Source organism: Pseudomonas luteola NBRC 103146, assembly GCF_002091675.1.
In the GTDB taxonomy this organism is placed as follows: domain Bacteria; phylum Pseudomonadota; class Gammaproteobacteria; order Pseudomonadales; family Pseudomonadaceae; genus Chryseomonas; species Chryseomonas luteola.
Genome location: NZ_BDAE01000006.1, coordinates 65,830 through 84,091, shown reverse-complemented (window position 1 = coordinate 84,091; position 18,262 = coordinate 65,830). Strand labels below are relative to the sequence as shown.

17 protein-coding genes and 1 riboswitch are annotated in these 18,262 nt (G+C 57.8%); of the genes, 3 read left to right on the top strand and 14 right to left on the bottom strand.

What is annotated here, in order from left to right; translation table 11 throughout:
- Window positions 1-20: 20 nt before the first annotated feature.
- From uca to PLU01S_RS09480, 6 genes are all read right to left on the bottom strand, one after another.
- The gene (gene uca, locus PLU01S_RS09505) at window positions 21-3,638 is read right to left on the bottom strand and encodes an urea carboxylase (protein WP_074827663.1); all 3,618 of its coding nucleotides are present in this window, start codon (window positions 3,636-3,638) and stop codon (window positions 21-23) included.
- 224 nt (window positions 3,639-3,862) lie between these two features.
- Window positions 3,863-4,498 (bottom strand): urea amidolyase associated protein UAAP2, encoded by a 636-nt coding sequence (locus tag PLU01S_RS09500; protein ID WP_074827661.1) that lies wholly within the window; start codon window positions 4,496-4,498, stop codon window positions 3,863-3,865.
- An 11-nt stretch (window positions 4,499-4,509) separates the two neighbouring features.
- The gene (locus PLU01S_RS09495) at window positions 4,510-5,235 is read right to left on the bottom strand and encodes an urea amidolyase associated protein UAAP1 (RefSeq protein ID WP_074827659.1); all 726 of its coding nucleotides are present in this window, start codon (window positions 5,233-5,235) and stop codon (window positions 4,510-4,512) included.
- A gap of 10 nt (window positions 5,236-5,245) precedes the next feature.
- A complete protein-coding gene (locus tag PLU01S_RS09490) occupies window positions 5,246-6,019 on the bottom strand; it encodes an ABC transporter ATP-binding protein (protein WP_074827657.1) in 774 nt (257 codons plus the stop codon).
- A complete protein-coding gene (locus tag PLU01S_RS09485; RefSeq protein WP_074827654.1) occupies window positions 6,016-6,834 on the bottom strand; it encodes an ABC transporter permease in 819 nt (272 codons plus the stop codon). Before PLU01S_RS09485 ends, PLU01S_RS09490 begins: the two co-directional genes overlap by 4 nt.
- A 56-nt stretch (window positions 6,835-6,890) precedes the next feature.
- Complete coding sequence (locus PLU01S_RS09480; protein ID WP_074827651.1) at window positions 6,891-7,955, bottom strand: putative urea ABC transporter substrate-binding protein; 1,065 nt, start codon at window positions 7,953-7,955, stop codon at window positions 6,891-6,893.
- 54 nt (window positions 7,956-8,009) lie between these two features.
- Window positions 8,010-8,109, bottom strand: a riboswitch (guanidine-I (ykkC/yxkD leader).
- 271 nt (window positions 8,110-8,380) lie between these two features.
- Here PLU01S_RS09480 and ung point away from each other — a divergent pair.
- Entirely contained in the window at window positions 8,381-9,070 is a 690-nt protein-coding gene (gene ung, locus PLU01S_RS09475; RefSeq protein ID WP_074827649.1) for a uracil-DNA glycosylase, read from the top strand.
- A 42-nt stretch (window positions 9,071-9,112) separates the two neighbouring features.
- On the opposite strand, the gene PLU01S_RS09470 is transcribed toward ung, so the two are convergent.
- Genes PLU01S_RS09470 through PLU01S_RS09455 form a run of 4 tightly spaced genes read right to left on the bottom strand, consistent with a single transcriptional unit; the run spans window position 9,113 to window position 13,141 of the window.
- A complete protein-coding gene (locus PLU01S_RS09470) occupies window positions 9,113-9,790 on the bottom strand; it encodes a DUF4197 domain-containing protein (RefSeq protein ID WP_074827647.1) in 678 nt (225 codons plus the stop codon).
- Between the two features lie 14 nt (window positions 9,791-9,804).
- The gene (locus PLU01S_RS09465; protein WP_074827645.1) at window positions 9,805-10,290 is read right to left on the bottom strand and encodes a YbaY family lipoprotein; all 486 of its coding nucleotides are present in this window, start codon (window positions 10,288-10,290) and stop codon (window positions 9,805-9,807) included.
- A gap of 24 nt (window positions 10,291-10,314) precedes the next feature.
- Window positions 10,315-12,816 (bottom strand): glycerol-3-phosphate 1-O-acyltransferase PlsB, encoded by a 2,502-nt coding sequence (gene plsB / locus PLU01S_RS09460; protein ID WP_074827644.1) that lies wholly within the window; start codon window positions 12,814-12,816, stop codon window positions 10,315-10,317.
- Between the two features lie 16 nt (window positions 12,817-12,832).
- The gene (locus tag PLU01S_RS09455) at window positions 12,833-13,141 is read right to left on the bottom strand and encodes a hypothetical protein (RefSeq protein WP_074827643.1); all 309 of its coding nucleotides are present in this window, start codon (window positions 13,139-13,141) and stop codon (window positions 12,833-12,835) included.
- Window positions 13,142-13,215: 74 nt separating this feature from the next.
- Between PLU01S_RS09455 and PLU01S_RS09450 the strand changes: the two genes are divergently transcribed.
- Window positions 13,216-13,425 carry a cold-shock protein gene (locus PLU01S_RS09450; protein ID WP_010797575.1) on the top strand — a complete coding sequence of 70 codons (210 nt, stop codon included), beginning with the start codon at window positions 13,216-13,218 and terminating at the stop codon, window positions 13,423-13,425.
- Between the two features lie 58 nt (window positions 13,426-13,483).
- On the opposite strand, the gene PLU01S_RS09445 is transcribed toward PLU01S_RS09450, so the two are convergent.
- The 3 genes from PLU01S_RS09445 to dapE are packed head-to-tail and all read right to left on the bottom strand — an operon-like array spanning window position 13,484 to window position 15,827.
- Complete coding sequence (locus PLU01S_RS09445) at window positions 13,484-13,864, bottom strand: hypothetical protein (protein WP_074827641.1); 381 nt, start codon at window positions 13,862-13,864, stop codon at window positions 13,484-13,486.
- 20 nt (window positions 13,865-13,884) lie between these two features.
- Window positions 13,885-14,688 (bottom strand): putative RNA methyltransferase, encoded by an 804-nt coding sequence (locus PLU01S_RS09440; RefSeq protein WP_083397950.1) that lies wholly within the window; start codon window positions 14,686-14,688, stop codon window positions 13,885-13,887.
- The gene (gene dapE / locus PLU01S_RS09435) at window positions 14,688-15,827 is read right to left on the bottom strand and encodes a succinyl-diaminopimelate desuccinylase (protein WP_074827635.1); all 1,140 of its coding nucleotides are present in this window, start codon (window positions 15,825-15,827) and stop codon (window positions 14,688-14,690) included. The genes PLU01S_RS09440 and dapE overlap by 1 nt, the downstream gene beginning before the upstream one ends.
- Before the next feature lie 135 nt (window positions 15,828-15,962).
- On the opposite strand from dapE, the gene tcdA reads away from it, so the two are divergent.
- A complete protein-coding gene (gene tcdA / locus PLU01S_RS09430) occupies window positions 15,963-16,760 on the top strand; it encodes a tRNA cyclic N6-threonylcarbamoyladenosine(37) synthase TcdA (RefSeq protein ID WP_010797579.1) in 798 nt (265 codons plus the stop codon).
- Between the two features lie 9 nt (window positions 16,761-16,769).
- On the opposite strand, the gene mltF is transcribed toward tcdA, so the two are convergent.
- A complete protein-coding gene (gene mltF, locus PLU01S_RS09425) occupies window positions 16,770-18,242 on the bottom strand; it encodes a membrane-bound lytic murein transglycosylase MltF (protein WP_037030091.1) in 1,473 nt (490 codons plus the stop codon).
- Between the last annotated feature and the right edge of the window lie 20 nt (window positions 18,243-18,262).

Below are 18,262 nucleotides of genomic sequence, written 5' to 3'. Positions count from 1 at the left end.
TCTGGTTAAGTTAAGTTGGATCAGGCGTGCTCGATTACCATCATTCTTTGCCCGGCGCGTACAGGAGAGCCGGGCTGCACGCGAACGTCCTTTACGAGTCCATCGCAAGGCGAGAAGAGCGGAATCTCCATTTTCATGGATTCCAGAATCACCAGCACATCGCCGGCTTTGACCTCTGTGCCCGGTTCCACCTGTACCTGCCAGAGATTGCCGGCAATATGGCTTTCCACAGCGGTCTGCCCGGCAGTCAAGGGGGCATCCTCATCGGGCTCTGGCGTGACGTCTTCGCTTTCGAAGTGCGCCTGACCGGACTCGAGCCAGCGCTGGCGCTCGGCATTGAAGGCCGCCTGCTGGTGGGTGCGGAAGGTGTGAATAGAGTCCGCCTCTTTGGCAAGAAATGCTTGATAGTCCGCCAGGGACAGCTCGGTCTCTTCGATCTGCAGGGGATAGCGACCCAGCGGAAAGTCGGCGCGTATCGTGAGCAGCTCTTCTGCTGACACCTCATAAAAGCGAATCTGGTCGAAGAAGCGCAGCAGATAAGGCTGGCCGCAGAAGGCATCGACCTGCTTGTAACGGTTCCACATTTGCAGCGTGCGGCCCACGAACTGGTAGCCCCCCGGGCCTTCCATGCCATACACGCACAGGTAAGCGCCGCCGATGCCGACGGAGTTTTCCGCCGTCCAGGTGCGGGCCGGGTTGTACTTGGTTGTTACCAGACGATGGCGAGGGTCCAGCGGTGTGGCTACCGGGGCGCCGAGGTAGACATCCCCCAGACCCATCACAAGGTAGCTGGCTTCAAAGACGATTCGCTTCACCGCTTCAATGGAGTCGAGGTCATTAATGCGGCGGATGAATTCCAGATTGTTCGGGCACCAGGGGGCGTCCTTGCGGACAGTCGTTGCGTATTTTTCGATCGCCAGTTTGCACGCCGGGTCGTCCCAGGAAAGCGGAATATGGACGATACGAGAGGGTACGCGCAAATCGTTGGCGTTGCGTAATTCCCGCCAGGTTCGCTCGACCAGGATCAGCAGGTCATTGAGTGACAATTGCTCAGGGCGATAGTGAATCTGTAGCGAACGGATGCCGGGCGTGAGGTTGATGATACCCGGTAGGTCGAGGGCTTCTAGGGACTGCATCAGCGCATGCCCCCGGAAGCGCAGGACCAGATCCAGCTCAGCCGGCCCGATCTCTAGAAGCAAATGGGTATCACCAGAGAGCCGCGCTACCAGACGCTCGTCGTCGTGGCCGATGTCCAATACGATGGGGCTGATCAGCTTAGAGTCAGTACCGGTCAACGGCAACACGTCATAATCAACGTCTGGTATCAGCGATTCAGTCTCGGCATGACGCGCCTTGACCAGTAAACGTGCCGTCTCGATGCTGACCGGCACAAAGCGCACCTTGTCACCGGCCTTGAGCTGACCCATCTGCCACAAGTCTGCCTCAATGATTGTGACCGGGCAAACGAAGCCGCCTAGGCTTGGGCCGTCTGGTCCGAGGATGACAGGCATGTCGCCCGTAAAGTCGATGGCACCGATGGCGTAGGGATTATCGTGAATATTGGAGGGGTGCAGACCAGCCTCGCCGCCGTCTTCTCGTGTCCACTCCGGCTTCGGTCCGATCAAGCGTACACCGGTGCGGCTGGAGTTGAAATGCACTTCCCACTCGGTATCGAGGAAGCGCTGGATATAGGCCTCGCTGAAATATTCCGGCGCGCCGTGCGGACCGTAGATCACGCGCAGGGTGCGGGTATCCGTCAGCGAGGTGCACAATTCGGGCGAAAGGTTGGCACCTGCATGGTAGTCCTGCGACGGGTACAGGTGCAGCACATCGCCTGCCCGCAAGGCACGACCGCCATGCCCGCCGAACTGACCAAGAGTAAAGGTGCTCTTGCTGCCGAGGTAATCTGGTAGATCCAGGCCGCCTCTCAGGCAGAGATAACTGCGCGCGCCGGCACCGCTGACCGTACCCAGCGTCAAGGTTGCCCCGGCGGGGATGAACAGCGTGGTATTCATGGGTTGCGACACGCTATCAAGCTGTACAGGCAGGGCTGCCCCTGTCACGGCTACCACCGCAGGCGTGTTGAAGCGCAAGGCCGGCCCGGTCATGGTGATCTCGAGCCCCGCAGTGCCCTCAGGGTTGCCCAGCAGGCGATTGCCCAGGCGCAAGGCGCGATCATCCATGGGGCCTGACGGCGGAATACCCACCGCCCAATACCCCTGGCGGCCTGGGTAATCTTGTACGGTCGTCTGAGTGCCCGCGCTGATGACCTCAAAGGTAGTAGCTTGATAAGTCAGGTTCTCCAGGCAGCGGGTCCAGGGGTTGCCTGAGGCGAAGGGGGTATCGGTGAGGATCTGACGCAGGTAGTCGCGGTTACTTTCTACCCCGTAGAGGCGGGTGCGTTGCAAGGCAAGGTTCAGTGCACTGCGCGCGGCGTCTCGGGAGTCGGCCCAGGTAATGACCTTGGCGATCATCGGATCGAAGTAGGGCGGGATTTCACAACCCGCTTCCACCCAGGTATCGATACGCAGGGCGCGACCCTCCGAGGGCGGAAACTCGACAGCGGTCAGCAGGCCAGGGCTGGGCTGGAAGTCGCGGCCTGGATCTTCGGCATACAGCCGCGCCTGGATGGCGTGACCTTGGGGCTTTAAGTGCTTGGCAAGCTCAGCCAGCGGCGGTAGATCGCCTGCAGCCAGCTCGATCATCCAGCGTACCAGGTCCACGCCCCAGACTTGTTCGGTTACTCCGTGCTCGACCTGCAGGCGTGTGTTTACTTCCAGAAAATAGAAGTGCTGGGCTTCGCTGTCATACACGAACTCGACGGTGCCGGCGCTGCGGTAATTGACCGCCTTGCCCAGCGTGATTGCTGCTGTGCACAGGGCTTCCGTCATGCCGTCAGGCAGGTTAGGCGCTGGGGTCTCTTCCAGCACTTTCTGGTTGCGGCGTTGTACGGAGCAGTCGCGAACACCCAGGGCAATCACGTCGCCCTGGCCGTTGCCAAAAATCTGGACTTCCAGATGGCGGGCGCGCTGGATGTATTTTTCAATGAATACGCCCGCGTCGCTGAAATTGTTCTGACCCAGACGTTTGACGGCGTCGAATGCTTCAGCAAGTTCACTGGCCGAGCGGCACACCCGCATGCCGATACCGCCACCGCCAGCGGTGCTTTTCAACATGACCGGATAACCCACGGTCTCGCCAGCCTTTAACGCAGCCTCCAGATCCTCCAGAAGCTCTGTGCCTTCGAGCATCGGTACGCCTTGAGCCTTGGCCAGCGCGCGGGCCGTATGCTTGAGACCAAAGACACGCAGCTGCTCAGGAGTGGGGCCAACGAAGGCGATGCCGGCGGCCTCGCAGGCTTCGGCGAATGCGGCATTTTCGGAAAGAAAACCATAGCCTGGATGGATAGCCTGTACGCCGGCTGATGTAGCGATAGCCAGGAGCTTGGGCACATCCAGATAAGTAGCCGCGGCTGCGCCTTCCCCCAGGCTTACGGCCTCGTCAGCGTGGCTCACATGCAGGCTGGCGCGATCGGCCTCGCTGTAAACGGCTACGCCTTTTACCTGGAGGTCGCACAAAGTACGCAGAATACGGCAGGCAATGGCACCACGGTTAGCGATCAGGAGTTTGGTGAACATGTCGCACCCTCGAAAGGGAGGCGGGCCGTCCCGCCGTAATTTCACGCTCCAGGGTCGTCCCGGGAGCCAAGTCGTTGTCATGCATAGCTGGAGGGGGTATAGCGGGGCGATACCTGTCGTTTTCGGCGTCGCTCAGTCCCTTTTGCACTCAGAGCGTCGTGTATTCAAACACTGCCCGGAGCGGCTCTGGCAAAGAGTATGCAACCAGGTGCGTAGTCGCTGTTTCAGCTCCATATCAGCACCTCTGCCGGAGTCGGGTTCCAGCCGTTGCATGGGTTGTTGAGCTGCGGGCAGTTCGAAATCATCACAATTACATCCGTCTCGGCGCGCAGTTCTACGTACTTTCCCGCGCCGGAGATGCCATCCTCGAAGGTCAGCCCGCCTTCAGGCGTCACCGGAACATTCATGAAAAAGTTGATGTTGGCAGCGATGTCGCGCTTGCCCAACCTGCCGTCATGGTGGCAGGCGCAGAGAAAGTTATCGCGGCAGCTATGCATGTAGCGCTTCTCCAGCGCATAGCGCACGGTGTTGCTCTCTTGGGCGCAGGCGCCGCCAAGCGTGTCGTGTCGGCCACAGGTGTCGGCAACGATGGTCAGGAGTGGATTGCCCAGGTTGGAATACAACACGGTCCCGGTGGTGAGGTAGACCTTGCCCTGTCGACGCAGCGTACGCTGGGCGTCATAGCGCTCGCGCGGGTTCGTTGCGCTGTAGAACAAGGTATCAACAGCCTGATTGCCTTCGAGGTCATGAATGCGAATTGTCTGGCCGGCCTTGATCTCTTTCAGGTAAGGCGCACCCGCCGGGATGACCTCACGGTAGAGGGCATTTTCAGGACGTTTTTCGCTAGCGGTTACGGTCATGGCAGTCATCCTCACAGAAAGAAGCGTTCGGTGTTGATAAAGCCGCGAATATTCTCTTCACGGGATGTACGGCAGACGTCGGCCACGCCTGGGTCGGCGCTTTTCAATGTCAGCGTGACGGATTTCGGTGCGTATTTGGGTGTTGGGTCCAGCGGGTGCTGCAAGGCGGTGAGTACAACCAAGGTATTCATGGGTGCATACAGCTCGATGTAGTCACCGGCTGAAGAGTTGCTTTCGATGAAGTGGAAGACGCCTTCGGCATCCACGTCCACCCGGCTGAACAGGTTCAGTGTCATGAGTAAATCTTCCTGCCCCAGCCCCCACTTGCCCATCTCTACCAGCAGGTTGTCAGTACCGTTGCGGTGAAAGCCGTTGCGCAGCTCCTGATATCGGCCGGGGCCGTACTTTTCGACGACTTCCTCAGCATTTGCCACGCCGCCAAAACTGTCGTGCCAGCCACAGGTATCTTCGACAATGGCGGCCAGCACGCGGCCCATGTCTGAATACAGGCAATGCCCTTTGGTGAGCTTGGCAGTGTGCTGGCATTTGAGTGTATCCGGCAGGTTCAGGCGTTCGCTCTTCTCCTGGGCGTTGAACAGCATCAGGCTGACATTGGCGCCGCCCAGTTCGTCGGTGATCCGCAGCAACTGGCCGCGTTTGACGATGAGCGAGGTGTGACCGCCTCCGGGAACGTGTTCTTCGAGCAACAGGGAAGCAACAGGGCGTGTTTCATTCATAACAGGATCCTCAGTTGACGGCGGGTTGGCCCAGCAGGGTTTCCACCGACGTCAAGGCGCCGGAGGTTTTTCTGCGGTTTACCGGGATGTTGTAAGTAATGCGTGCGCCATAGGCGTTGGGCGCATGGGGATCGATACGCATCTTGTCGAATACCAACACGCGGCTGGCGAGGGTGAAGCCTTCGGAAAGATCATGGGTGACCATGAAGACGGTCAGCTTGTGCTCCTTCCACAGCTCGGTCAGCAACACATGCATGTCCTTGCGGATGCCAGGGTCGAGCGCACCAAAAGGCTCATCCAGCAGCAAAATACGTGGCTTCACAATCAGCGCCTGGGCGATGGCCAGACGCTGCTGCATGCCACCGGAAAGCTGGCTGGGGTATTTGTAGAGCGCATGGCCCAGACCGACCCTGTTCAGCATGGCCGCTGCCGTCTCGCGAAGGCGTCGCTTGTCGGTGCCGAACAGGCGACCCAGAAGACGTGAATGGGGGAGCTCCATGCCGATTACCACGTTATCCAGCACGGAAAGATGCGGAAATACGGAGTAGCGCTGAAAGACTACTCCACGGCTGGGATCGGGCTCGGCACAAAGCGGTTGCCCATCCAACAGGATGTGCCCGCGGGTGGGGCTTTCCTGGCCTAAGAGCATCCGTAGAAAGGTTGATTTACCGCAGCCGGAAGCCCCTACCAGGGCACAGAACTCACCCTCTTGAATGCTCAGGTTCAGGTGTTCCAGTACGACCTGATCACCGTACTGCTTCCAGACATTCTTGACCTGGATCATGAACGGGCTCCTGTGTCGTACCAGGGGAAAGCCCAGCGCGTCAGCTGTCGCAGGCCAACGTCCATGGCCCAGGCCAGCGCCGTGATCCAGACGACATACGGCACGATCACATCCATCGCCATGTAGCGGCGGACCAGAAAGATGCGGTAGCCGAGTCCGTCAGTGCTGGCAATAGCCTCGGCGGCAATCAGAAATAACCAAGCCGAGCCGAGCGCCAGGCGCAGCGCGATCAGAAGACGAGGCAGGACTTGAGGCAGTACCACACGCAGAATCAATGTCCAGCTGTTGGCGCCAAGGGTTTGTGCCTTGATCAAGAGTTCCTGTGGAATCTCGCGGACCCGCTGCTCCATGTCGCGAATAAGCACCGGTGTAATACCGATGACGATCAGCATGACCTTCGACAGCTCACCCAAGCCGAACACGATAAAGAGGATAGGGAGGATCGCCAGCGGCGGCACCATGGAGAGTACGGTTACCAGCGGAGAAAGCGGCGCGCCAAACAGCGGAATGGCACCTGTGGCGATACCGATTACCAGTGCGATCGAAGCACTGATGACCAGTCCGGTAGCCAAGCGGGAGAGGCTAGACGTTGTGTCCTGCCAGAACACATAGTCACCGGTGCGCTTGTCTTCCTTGAACGCCAGACGATCTATCGCTGCGGCCATTTGAGTCGCGCTGGGCAGGAGCTTATCGTTGGGGTTCTCCGCCAGGCGGGTAGCCGAGCCGCTGAAGTAAGCAAACAGCAGCAGGGCGAAAGGCAGCAGGACGAGAAGCAGACGACTTCCGCGATCAGGCTGGCGATTGATCAGGCGCATGGTGGATTACCTGTGTAGCGGATATGGGCCGGCCCAAGAGACAGCCCAGGCCTTAGTCAAAGCGTGCCGTCGGCAGCCATTTGCACGTACGTCGGGTCGAAGCGCAGCTTCATATTGCTGGTGTCGCCCACCGTTGCACCGCCGGCGAATGCCATGCCAATGGCATTCGCATCCGGCGCACCTTCGCCCAGCAACCCATGATCAAAGGAGAACCGGGCAATCTTTTCCATCGTCTTTGGTAGCTCTGGGCTGAGTACGAAGCTCAGGGAGTCCTGAGGGGCATAGAAGAGCCTTGTATTGGCCAGCTGCGCCTTGAAACCCGCTAGGTCGGTACCCGATGCATTCGCCATGGCCGTGAGTGCTGCCTGGCCTTCAGGCGTTCCGGCTGTCATCAGGGCAGTCATTTCATACCAGGCGCCGGTCAGGGCCTTGCCGAGATTGGGGTTTTCCTTCAACGTTTCGGTATTCACCACCATCATGTCCATGATCTCGCCGGGAATCTGGCTGGAGTTGAATACTTCTGTGGTGTCTGGCGAAGTTTTGATTTCAGCGAGCAATGGATTCCAGGTCGCTACGTTCTGTACGTCCTGCGTGTTGAACGCTGCTACCATGTCGGCATCCGAGGTATTGATCGTAGACAGGTCCTTCTCGCTTAGGCCGACTGTTTCCAGCGCCCGGGCGAGCAGGTAATGGGAAACGGAAAACTGTACGAGATTGACGGTCTGGTCCTTGAGGTCCGCAACGGTTTTACTCTTGCCCTTCATGACGACGCCATCGTTGCCGTTGGAAAAGTCACTGACGATCAGAGCGGTCGTATCCACTCCGCCGGCCGCTGGAATGGTCAAGGCGTCCATATTAGTCATGGCGCAGCCATCGAACTGGCCGGCGGTGTATTGATTGATGGATTCGACATAGTCATTGAGCTGTACCACATCGATCGTAATGCCGTACTTCTTGGCCCATTTGTCGATGATTCCCTGAGTCTTGGCTTCACCCCATGGCATCCAGCCGGCATAAATAGTCCAGCAGACCTTGAAGTCGTCGCGAGGTGCTGCCAGAGAGGGTAGGCTGACCCATGCAGTCAGACTGAGAGCGAGGGTGGCAAGCAAGCATTTACGCATGGAACCTCCGAATGAGTGGTGGGCAAGCAGGAGCAGAGCAGCGCAATGCGCGTCTTCTCCCGGGCTTTTGTCCCGCCGTGTAACCTCGTCGGAGGTCGATGACTCTCGGACCAGTCACTTACTTTCGTAAGCCGGAACCCTAGTCATCTATTTCGCCAAGTTGTGGTGCTGCGGTTCCGGCATGCCGGCTGCTCCTGCACATAGGTCGTATAGCTAGCACCATGCCAACTTCTCCAAACCCTGATAGCACATGGGTTGCGTTATACATTGGGGCATTTGGAAAGAGGTATCGTGCGCAACCTTGGGGCATTGCTCTATGCTTCGCACGTTTGTGGGGCGGGAGCCTGCTGGCAGGAAATGGGATGAATGGTTGACAGAGCAGACCACCTTTCCTACGGTGCGCTCGATTGACATGAGGACATAACGTGGACGACGACCGCATCAAACTGGAACCGCAGTGGAAAGCAGCACTGCGTGATGAATTCGATGCTCCTTATATGAAGCAATTGGGTGAGTTCCTGCGCAGCGAAAAAGCGGCCGGCAAGGTGATCTATCCGCCAGGCCCCTTGATCTTCAATGCGTTGAACAGTACGCCGCTGGATCAGGTAAAGGTCGTCATCTTGGGGCAGGATCCCTATCACGGCCCAGGGCAGGCCCATGGCTTGTGCTTCTCCGTACAGCCCGGTGTCCCTGCACCGCCATCCTTGCAGAATATTTACAAGGAATTGAAGCGGGACCTGAATCTGCCCATTCCCAATCATGGCTATCTACAGCATTGGGCCGAGCAGGGTGTACTGTTGCTCAATACCTCGCTGACGGTAGAACAGGCCAAGGCCGGCTCCCATGCCAATGCCGGCTGGCAGCGTTTCACTGATCGTGTGATTCAGGTGGTCAGCGAGCAACGTAACCATCTGGTCTTTCTGCTGTGGGGTGCTCACGCACAGAGCAAGGAAAAGCTGATCGACACACAAAAGCATTTGATCCTGCGCTCACCCCATCCGTCACCCCTCTCTGCCCATCGAGGCTTTATCGGCAACGGCCATTTCAGCCGGACGAACAAGTTTCTGGAGCAGTCAGGCCTTGCGCCCATCGACTGGGCGTTGCCGCCTTTGTAAGGCATCGGGCCGGGTTATTCGATTACTCGGCCCGTTATATCCTCAAAGCGTACTGAACACTTTTTTGGCAATGTTGGTAGCGGCGGCGGCCGGGTTTTCCCGGAGTGCGCGTTCCTGGTCAGCGATTACGGTGAATAACCCATTAAGCGCCTGGTCCGTGACGTAGCTTTCAACGTTTGCACTCTTGGCATCCACCGCGCCGAAGGCAGCAGCTTTGCCAGCCAGGGCGTTGTACTGCTGAGCCAAGCCTACCTTGTCCGTTGCCTGCTTGATGATGGGCATCAATTGAGCGCGAAGCTGGTCTCGGCTGGAGCGATCCAGATACTGCGTGGCCGCATTGTCTCCGCCGGTCAGAATACCCTTGGCATCCTGAACCGTCATACGTTTGACCGCATCGATCAGCAGGGCTTGCGCCTTTGGCACAGCGGCTTCAGCAGCCTGGTTCATGCTGGTTTCCAGCTGTTCTACCTGCGCACCCATACCGAACTGCTTGAGCAGGGCGGATGCTTTGCCCAGTTTTCCAGGCAGCTCAATACGGACTTCCGGGTTGTTGGTGAATCCTCCCGGTTTACCCAGTTGTTGAACCGCGATTTGCGCGCCCTGAGTCAGTGCGTCCTTCATGGCGCTGGCGGAATCTTGTTGGGAAAAGTCAGACAGACTCAAGGCAAAGGCGTTGACCGAGAGGGTTAAGGCCCCAAGCGTAAGCGCGAAACGTTTCATCTATATCCCTTGTATCAACGGACGGGGGTCAGCTTGATTTCAACCGGCTGGTCGTTGGTGCCATTGAGTTGCACCGGTATTGCCTTTGGCGTCAGGAACAGCGGGCGGCCACCCAGCAATACGCGAGCGCTGATGGCATAGCGCTGACCAGACTTGACCTTTGACGGATCGTAGTCCAGGCGGAAAGGGATAGGTGTTTCCTGTTTCACGAAAACGGTACGTTGTGCGAGGCGCCCTGAGGGCGTATCGCCCGTGGCCGCATTGTGCAGACTGACAGTCAGCTTGGCGGTAGGCGGCAAGGGTTCGGACTGTTCGAAATAGGCATCACCTTCCAGGCTACGTTTGGCCGGTGAAGGCGTACCGGGTTGCGGCATGATGACCGGAGGTTTGCTCGTGCTGGGAGTCGTAGGGGTAGGGCCAGGTTCGGAAACTGGGCGCAGCCCGCCGCTACAGGCCGTAAGCAACAGGCTGGTCAGACTTAACAGAACAATCTTGCGCATGACATAAGGTCTCTTCTGAATGGGTCAATCGGGCGTCGGAACTGAGGGCGGAATGCTGGGTTCATCGGGCCGTTCCAATGCCACGTGTCGAATCGACAAGCGTATTTCGGCTGGCAGCATTCGCTTGCCAGCCTCTTCGGCCAGCTCGCCCAGCAGTTCATGATGGCCAAGCTTGCCTTCGGCGTTCTTGTGCAGCACGCCTTCTTTCAATAGTGTTTCGATAAAATGCCGGAACAGGCTCTTGTCAAAGAATTCCGGTGCGTTCAAGCCATGCAGGATGGAAAGTCGCCGTGCCATGACGGTACACAATTCCTCCAGCTCGCTGGCGGTTAGTCTACCCTGGCCCTGGTTTAGCAGCAGCGCAATGGCCATGTAATAACGCTGTAGCGTTTGCTGAATGCTGCGGGCCAGCAGTGCCAGACGTACAAACTGCCGTGAGCTGGGAGGCGGGCGTTTGAAGGTCTCGTCCTCTTGTTGAAGCAGGTCATACTCCACCAGCGCTGCCAGCCACTGATCAATCATGGCGGGTAGCTCGTCGCGGTCCCAGCGGATGAACAGTTCGGCTTGTAAATAAGGGTATAGCGCCAGGGTAAACCGATGGATCTGCTCTCGGCTCATGCGAGGCGTGTTCTGGAAGAAGCTGGCCAGTAATGCCGGTAATGCAAAAATGTGCAGGATGTTGTTGCGGTAGTAGGTCATCAGGATGGCATTCTGCTCATCGAGGTAGAGGATACGGCCCAGCGCATCCTGTTGCTCGGCCAGCAGATTAAGACTCTTCACGTAGTCCACCTGTGCTTGTCCGTCACCCTCGGGCAGGGTTGCAGAGGGCGAGTAAGGGACCTTTCGCAAAAGCCCCAGGTAAAGGTCGAGTACGCCAACCAAAGCGCGCTCATCCATCGCCTGTCGATGGGTGGATAGCATGATCAAGGCCACCAGATTAACCGGATTGATGGCTACCGCATCGTTGATCCTGCGCGCCACCACCTCGCCCAGGCAGTGAGTCAGCGTGCTGAACCACTCAGGGCGGGCATCATGATCAAAGGAGAGATTACGCCAGCCTTCCTGGCGCTGGTCCAGAAACTGCGGCAGGCTCAGGGGCTCGCCAAAATTGACCCACACCTGACCGAAGCGCTTGCGCAAGGCCCCTACGGCCTTGAACACATCAAAGATAGATTCCTTCTTCTTGGCCGCTCCCCGCAGCTCGCCCAGGTAAGTGCGGCCTTCAAAAACCCGCTCGTAGCCAATGTACACTGGCACGAACACCAGCGGACGACGGGAGTCCCGCAAAAAGCTGCGCAGGGTAATGGCCAGCATGCCGGTGCGCGGCTGCAGCATCCGTCCCGTTCGCGACCGCCCGCCTTCTACAAAGTATTCGGTCGAGAAGCCCCGGGAAAACAAGGTGTGCATGTATTCATTAAAGACAGCGGTATAGAGCGCATTGCCCTTGAAGCTACGGCGCATAAAGAAGGCACCGCCACGGCGCAAAATATTTCCCACGACGGGCATGTTCAGGTTGATACCTGCTGCGATGTGTGGAGGCGTCAGTCCATTGTGAAATAACAGGTAGGACAGAAGCAGATAGTCCATGTGGCTGCGGTGGCAGGGCACATAAACGATCTCGTTGCCCTGCGCCACATTCTGGACGCGCTCGATATGATTTACCCGCAGCCCTTCATAGAGCTTGTTCCAGAACCAGGTCAAGATGACTTCAAGGCAGCGTACTACCGGATACGAGAAGTCCGAGGCTATTTCCTGGGCATACTCCAAAGCCTGCTGCTCGGCTTGTGCATGAGATGTGTTCCCATGCCTGGCTTCATGTTCGATTGCCTCACGAACCTGGGGGGCCTGGATCAGGCTTTTGACCAGATTGCGCCGGTGGGAGATATCAGGGCCGATAACCGCTGTTTTCAGGTTACGAAAGTGCACTCTCAGGATACGCAGCACCATGCGCTGAGTGCGCTCCTGCCCTTTGTTCTGGGTGACAAGCCGGCTCAAATGAATGGGCTCGGAAAACAACACCCGTGTCATACGGCCCAGAACAACGATGCGTGCCAGTTTGCGTAGCCGGCCTGTAATGACCCAGTTATCCGTCCAGAGCAGTTTCCATAGGCTCGTTTCACGGTCAGGCGACTGCCCCCAGAACACGCTGACAGGTACGATCTGGGCATCTTCAACTGTGCTTTGGCCAACAGCTTCAAGCAGTCGGGTAAGGCAGGGCGGAACGTTACGCCTGGTAGGACGACCCAGCCAGTCAGGTGAGGGTGTTGTATAGATATAGGCATTCGGTTCGACCACATCCCCAATGGTTACGGGTGTTACCGGGCGGGGCAGGCCATTTTTGATGCATTCGGCATCCAGGACGGCCAGATCGCTTAGCGAATGCTCCTGCAAGACATAGATCACCGGCTTGCTGCGGTCGAGCTTGAGGGTTACCGCTGACTGGTTGATAGTCTGCGAGCGAACCCAGGTGTACAGCAGGCGTTTGAAGGCGGCAAACAGCATGCGGCGAAAAGGGGAGCGATTCATGACATGTACCTGAAATTCAAGCGAGCAGTGTGCCGTAATGGCCCGATGGCGCAAAGCCCACGATCATCAGACTGAAACACTCGTCAGCAAAACTAAAGAGGCTCAGGCACTGCTTGATTGGCGCTCTTTTTTTGACATTTCGATTACGCAATTTGTTGTTATAAAGCACGAATTTTGTGCTTTCAGCTACGATTAATACGTAATTAGCACCAAAAAAGAGCATAAAGCATTTTAGTGATAAAACCTGTTGCAATTGCCTGGAAACTTTTGCTTTATACGCCGGTACGGCGGAAACGAGCATCAGTTGTTTGGCCTGGAAGGCCATGAGGATGACTTGGATCGGCTGGGGAGCTGTCCTGCAAGGGCACAGATAATAATTGCGAAGCTTGGAGAGTGGTAATGGCTGAACGTGAGACCGGAACCGTCAAGTGGTTCAATGACGCCAAAGGTTATGGATTCATTCAACGTGAGAGTGGCCCGGATGTGTTTGTTCATTACCGCGCCATCCGTGGCGAGGGGCATCGCTCGCTGATTGAAGGCCAAAAGGTGGAGTTTTCTGTGATTCAGGGCCAGAAAGGTCTACAGGCCGAAGACGTCTCCAAGCTTTGAATCCTGAAAAAAGAGCCCGTTAGTTCAACTGACGGGCTTTTTTATTACTGGCAAATCTTCAGGTTCGCCAGATGATTTCTTCTATGCCGGCTGAGGTGACTTTTATCCAGCGATCGGCATCATCCTCGCCCTGTTCCTCTTCCCAGCTCCCAGGGGCGCACCGTACCTGGATATCCAGTGCGGCAGCGGCTGCCTTGGCGCAGGCCAGATCGTCTTCCCAGGGGGTTGCATCGCTTTCCAGCAGAAGGCTGTTCCATTTGCCGACAGCTTTGGGTAGCCAGGTTACTGGAATCACGGTGCCCTGGTAGTCGACCATACACTTGTAGGTTTGCCCCTGCTGGCGCCACTCGCTGCAGGTACCCAGCGCCTGGCTCAGCCACTCGGTAATGGCAGGCTGGTCGGCATCCTTGAGGTAGATTTCAATGTCTGGCTGGCGCATGGTTAATCTCGATAGGGCTTTCAGGTCCGGGTAATCCAATCGTAGCGTACGGCAACGGTGACCTCGAAGGGTTCAGCCAGTACGCGTTCGCGACGCTCGGCATTAACACGCCAACCATGGGGTGTCATGGATAGCAGATCGGCTCGGGCTTCGCGAGTTTCCAGACTGAGGCGAAAATTCAAGGTTTCACTGTCGGCCAATGTCAGCGCCGAAGGTAAGCCCTGCAGGTGCTTGGCCTCGTCGTAATCACGCACATCATCGTACAGCCGCTGGCGCAGTTCGATCAGATGATCACGCGCCGGACCAAGGCGCAGTACGCCGCCGCCGGGCGTCAGCAAGCGTACGGCTTCAGACCAGTCAATCGGACTGAATACGCTGGTCAGGAGCTGGCAGCTTGTGTTGGGCAAGGGGATACGGGCCATGCTGGCAACCAGCCAGTTCACCTGCGGCGCCCGGCGACTCGCCCTGCGTACCGCCTCACGGGAGATGTCCAGCGCGTAACCATCGCTCTGTGGCAGTGCTTCTGCCAGACGCATGGTATAAAAACCTTCGCCGCAACCAATATCGACCCAGCGAGCCGGTGCTTTTTCCTGTGCCAGTTCCGCCAGACGCTGCGCCAGCGGAGCATAGTGGCCAGCATCGAGAAAGCGGCGACGCGCCTCAACCATCTCGGCATTGTCGCCAGGGTCACGGCTTTTCTTGTGCTGTACAGGCAGCAGGTTCAAATAGCCCTGGCGTGCACGGTCAAAACGGTGGCCTTGCTCACAGACAACACCTTGTTGTGCCTCGGTCAGCTGGGCCGAGCAGAGGGGGCAGATCAACATCATGCCAGCAGCCTTACCAGGGTCTGGTAGTACACCTCGGTCAACAAATCCAGGTCACTGGCCAATACTCGTTCATTGACCTGATGGATCGTAGCGTTAACAGGCCCGACTTCAACCACCTGTGTGCCAAGCGTGGCAATAAAGCGACCATCCGAGGTCCCGCCGCTGGTAGAGGCTTCTGTTGTAAGACCGGTAACCGCCTGGATGCTCGAGGCGATAGCGTCCAGCAATTCGCCAGGCTCGGTGATGAAGGGCAGGCCCGAAAGAGACCAGTCAATGTGCCAGTCAAGGTTATGCTTGTTCAGGATAGCCTCAACGCGCGCCTTGAGTCCCTCTTCGGTCGACTCGGTCGAAAAACGGAAGTTGAACAGGGCATTCAGCTCGCCCGGGATTACGTTATTTGCGCCTGTGCCCGAGTTCAGGTTGGAGATCTGGAACGTGGTGGGCGGGAAAAAGTCATTACCGGCATCCCACTGCTCAGCGGCAAGTTCTGCCAGCGCGGCTGCGGCCAGATGAATGGGGTTGCGGGCCAGATGAGGGTAGGCCACGTGGCCTTGCTTGCCACGAATCGTCAACTTGCCGTTGAGCGAACCGCGGCGACCGTTCTTGACGACGTCGCCCAGAAGCGTCGTACTGGAAGGCTCGCCTACAATGCACCAGTCCAGGCGTTCATTGCGTGCACGCAGACGCTCGACAACCGCGCGTGTCCCGTGCAGGGCAGGCCCTTCTTCATCACTGGTAATCAAAAAGGCAATGGCGCCTCGATGGTTGGGATGATCGGCTACGAAGCGTTCGACCGCGATGATCATGCTGGCTAGGCTGCCTTTCATGTCCGCTGCGCCACGCCCCAGGAGCATGCCGTCTGCGTCGACCTGAGCATCGAAGGGGCCTTGTTGCCAGGCCTCGACCGGCCCGGTCGGCACAACGTCGGTATGCCCGGCGAAGCACAACACCGGACCTTCGCCTCCCCGGCGTGCCCAGAAATTATCGACGTTTTCGATACGCATGGGCTCGAGCGCAAAACCTGCTGCTTCAAGCCGCGTCATCATCAGGGCTTGGCAGCCCTCGTCGACCGGTGTGACGGAGGGGCGGCGGATGAGCTCGCAGGCAAGCTCGAGCGTCGGGGTAAGGGTCGTCATGGATGAATCCTGAAGCAGCAAGGGCACGAAAAGTTGTCCATGGTAAAGCAAAACGCCATAAGGAGCGTCGCTCTTCGGTGATCAACAATGCCGTGGCATGTCTTTATACTATTAGCTCGTTGAGTGAGAGCCGTTATGAATATTGATCAACAACGCTTTGGTGGCATTGCCCGCTTGTATGGTAACGATGCGCTCGAGCGTCTGGCTGCCAGTCATGTTGCGGTAGTCGGTATTGGTGGCGTAGGGTCCTGGGCGGCCGAGGCCCTGGCGCGCAGTGGCGTTGGCCGTATCAGTCTGTTCGATCTGGACGATGTCTGCATCAGCAATACCAACCGACAAATCCATGCGCTGGAAGGACAGGTGGGACGGGCCAAGGTCGATGTGATGGCTGAGCGCATCCGGGCAATCAACCCGGCGTGCGCCGTCCATGCCGTGGCGGATTTCGTCACGCGGGAGACCATGGCGGATTACATCACGCCGGAGATGGATCTGGTGCTGGACTGTATCGATAGCGTCGCGTCCAAGGCTGCTCTGATCTCATGGTGCAAGCGCCGCAAGATCAACATCATCACAACCGGTGGAGCGGGTGGTCAGATCGACCCGACCCAGATTCAGGTCGTCGATTTGAACCGGACCTATAACGATCCGCTGGCGTCCCGCGTACGTTCACTGCTGCGCCGCGACTATGGGTTTTCACGTAACCCCAGCCGGCACTACAGCGTGCCGTGCGTGTTCTCGACCGAGCAGCTGCGTTATCCCAAGCCGGATGGCAGCGTGTGCCAGCAGAAAAGCTTTGTAGGGGAAGGGGTACGACTGGATTGCTCTGGCGGTTTTGGTGCGGTCATGATGGTGACCGCAACCTTTGGCATGGTGGCCGCAGCCAAGGCGGTAGATAAACTGATCGCCAAGTCTTCAAAGCCAAAGACGGTCTAGGCCCGTCAGCTACATTTCCTGCTCGGGTTCCTTTTCAGCGATACCGGGCAGGTGCATGCCGCTCTTGGCCAGCTGTGAACCTTCCATCTGCGGCTGGGTCACCCAGGTCAGAATGTCGTAGTAGCGGCGAATATTCTGCACGAAGTGCACCGTTTCGCCGCCTCGGGCATAGCCGTAACGGGTCTTGCTATACCATTGCTTCTGACTGAGTCGTGGCAACATGCGTTTGACGTCCAGCCAGCGATTAGGATCCAACCCTTCGTCCTGCGCCATCTTTCGCGCATCTGCAATATGCGCACTGCCAATGTTGTAGGTTGCCAGGGCGAACCAGGTCCGATCCGGCTCCTTGATCGACTCGGGAAGCTCGCCGCGAATCTGATTGAAGTACCGGGCGCCGCCCTCGATGCTCTGGAAGGGGTCGAGCCGGTTGGACACGCCCATGGCCTGGGCTGTGTTGTTGGTCAGCATCATGAGGCCGCGTACCCCGGTTTTTGAGGTCGCATCAGCCTGCCACATCGATTCCTGATACCCGATGGCAGCCAGAAGCCGCCAATCGACCTCCCGTTGCTGTGCAGCCTTGCGGAAGTGCTTTTCATAAACAGGCAGGCGTTGTTGCAGGTGCTGGGCAAAGGTGTAGGCGCCTACATACCCCAGAACATCCACATGACCGTAGTAGCGCTCCTTGAGGTGCTGAAGCGTATTGTCCTGCTTGGCCTTGTCGATAAAAGCGTTGATGGCTTTCATCAAGGTGCCGTCTTCGCGCTCGGCTGTTACCCAGGCGAGGCTTTGTCCATCTCCGAGATCAAAGGCGACGCGCACGTTGGGAAAGTAGACCTGATTCATGGCCAGCTCGTTGGAGTCGACCAGCGTAAGATCGATCTGGCCCTCATCGACCATCTTCAGCAGGTCAGCCACCTCGACCTGATCGGACTCTTCGTAGGTAAGATCCGGCTGCTGGGGTTTGAGCGCGGCCAATTGTTCCGCCTGGCTGCTTCCCTTGAGCACCATGATGCGCTTGCCTACCAGATCGCTTACCTGTGCAGGGCGCCGTGAGCCATTGCGGTAGATGACCTGCGGAACAACGTCAAGATAGGGATGTGAGAAGTGGAACTTCTCCTGCCGTGCCGGGCTGGGCGTCAGGCCTGCCGCTGCCAGGACTGGTCCTTCAGCACTGTCGAGACGGTTGAAAAGATCATCCAGGTTATCTGCAGTTTCGATCTGCAGTTTGAGCCCCATGCTGTCGGCGAAGCTTTTCACCAGCTCGTATTCGAAGCCGGTATCACCGTTACGGTCCTGGAAATAGGTCGCCGGGCTGTTGCGGGTAATAACGCGTAGAACGCCCTCCTTCTGTATCCGTTCCAGGGTAGTGGGTTGTTTGGGAGGAGCTTCGTCAGGCTCTTCGCACCCCTGGAGCAACAGAAAGATCGCAGTCGCCATGATGCAGGCGATTCGTTTCAGGCAAAGCGCATGGTGTGCAAACATCCACTCAGTATACGCAAAGC

Excerpts from the sequence above, each read along its gene's own strand:
- uca (WP_074827663.1), bottom strand. The coding sequence starts at position 3,638 with ATGTTCACCAAACTCCTGATCGCTAACCGTGGTGCCATTGCCTGCCGT.
- PLU01S_RS09500 (WP_074827661.1), bottom strand. The coding sequence starts at position 4,498 with ATGACCGTAACCGCTAGCGAAAAACGTCCTGAAAATGCCCTCTACCGT.
- PLU01S_RS09495 (WP_074827659.1), bottom strand. The coding sequence starts at position 5,235 with ATGAATGAAACACGCCCTGTTGCTTCCCTGTTGCTCGAAGAACACGTT.
- PLU01S_RS09490 (WP_074827657.1), bottom strand. The coding sequence starts at position 6,019 with ATGATCCAGGTCAAGAATGTCTGGAAGCAGTACGGTGATCAGGTCGTA.
- PLU01S_RS09485 (WP_074827654.1), bottom strand. The coding sequence starts at position 6,834 with ATGCGCCTGATCAATCGCCAGCCTGATCGCGGAAGTCGTCTGCTTCTC.
- PLU01S_RS09480 (WP_074827651.1), bottom strand. The coding sequence starts at position 7,955 with ATGCGTAAATGCTTGCTTGCCACCCTCGCTCTCAGTCTGACTGCATGG.
- PLU01S_RS09470 (WP_074827647.1), bottom strand. The coding sequence starts at position 9,790 with ATGAAACGTTTCGCGCTTACGCTTGGGGCCTTAACCCTCTCGGTCAAC.
- PLU01S_RS09465 (WP_074827645.1), bottom strand. The coding sequence starts at position 10,290 with ATGCGCAAGATTGTTCTGTTAAGTCTGACCAGCCTGTTGCTTACGGCC.
- plsB (WP_074827644.1), bottom strand. The coding sequence starts at position 12,816 with ATGAATCGCTCCCCTTTTCGCCGCATGCTGTTTGCCGCCTTCAAACGC.
- PLU01S_RS09455 (WP_074827643.1), bottom strand. The coding sequence starts at position 13,141 with ATGGCCTTCCAGGCCAAACAACTGATGCTCGTTTCCGCCGTACCGGCG.
- PLU01S_RS09450 (WP_010797575.1), top strand. The coding sequence starts at position 13,216 with ATGGCTGAACGTGAGACCGGAACCGTCAAGTGGTTCAATGACGCCAAA.
- PLU01S_RS09445 (WP_074827641.1), bottom strand. The coding sequence starts at position 13,864 with ATGCGCCAGCCAGACATTGAAATCTACCTCAAGGATGCCGACCAGCCT.
- PLU01S_RS09440 (WP_083397950.1), bottom strand. The coding sequence starts at position 14,688 with ATGTTGATCTGCCCCCTCTGCTCGGCCCAGCTGACCGAGGCACAACAA.
- dapE (WP_074827635.1), bottom strand. The coding sequence starts at position 15,827 with ATGACGACCCTTACCCCGACGCTCGAGCTTGCCTGCGAGCTCATCCGC.
- tcdA (WP_010797579.1), top strand. The coding sequence starts at position 15,963 with ATGAATATTGATCAACAACGCTTTGGTGGCATTGCCCGCTTGTATGGT.
- mltF (WP_037030091.1), bottom strand. The coding sequence starts at position 18,242 with ATGTTTGCACACCATGCGCTTTGCCTGAAACGAATCGCCTGCATCATG.